The sequence below is a fragment of the Mycobacterium sp. E342 genome (assembly GCF_001667665.1).
In the GTDB taxonomy this organism is placed as follows: Bacteria; Actinomycetota; Actinomycetes; order Mycobacteriales; family Mycobacteriaceae; genus Mycobacterium.
This window is the reverse complement of sequence record NZ_LZJM01000291.1, coordinates 1-790: the sequence shown is the minus strand read 5'-3', so window position 1 is coordinate 790 and position 790 is coordinate 1. Positions and strand designations below refer to the sequence as shown.

Genomic DNA, 790 nt, shown 5'->3' with positions numbered 1-790 from the left:
CCCAAATCACCGATCAGCGGGGTGATCGACCAACCATCAGCAGCGATATGGTGGGCCACCGCCACCAACACACACTCATCTAAGCCCAGGCGGAAAAGCTGTGCCCGCAACGGAATCTCGGCCACCAAATCAAACACGTGACTGGCCACCGCCGCGATGGCCTCCTCGAGCCGCTCGTGCGTCCACTCACCGGCATCGATCACCGCCCAGCCGAACTCGACCCCCTCAACCGGCACCACCTGCTGGTGAGGGATCCCATCAACCGTGGGGAACACCGTGCGCAGGCTTTCATGGCGGGCCACCACATCGGTCAGCGCGGCCGCCAGGGCCTCCACGTCGAGTGGCCCCGTCAGGCGCACCGCGATGGGCATGTTGTAAACCGCAGACCGGCCCAGTAACTGGTCGATAAACCACAACCGGGATTGGGCAAACGACAACGGCACCACCGCGGGCCGCTGCTGGGCCGTCAGCGGGGCCAGCCCACCCCCGGCGTTGGCGTGGATGCGGGGTGCTAGCTGGGCGATGGTGGGCGCCTCAAACACCGCCCGCACCGACAAGTCAGCATCCAAAGAATTGTTGATGGCGGCGATCAGCCGCATCGCCGACAACGAATCCCCACCCAACTCGAAAAACGAATCGTCCACCCCCACCCGCTCGAGGCCGAGGATCTCGGCGTAGATGCCGGCCAGCAGTTCCTCAAGCAGACCACCCGGGGCGCGATAAGGAGCACCGGTGTAGTCGGGGGCGGGTAGGGCGCGGGTGTCGAGTTTGCCGTTGACCGTCAACGGCA

General features: G+C 65.3%; 1 protein-coding gene. It reads right to left on the bottom strand.

Annotated features, from left to right (window positions below; genetic code table 11):
* Positions 1-790: condensation domain-containing protein (locus tag A5692_RS24240; protein ID WP_231984444.1), on the bottom strand; the 790-nt coding region annotated here is incomplete at both ends.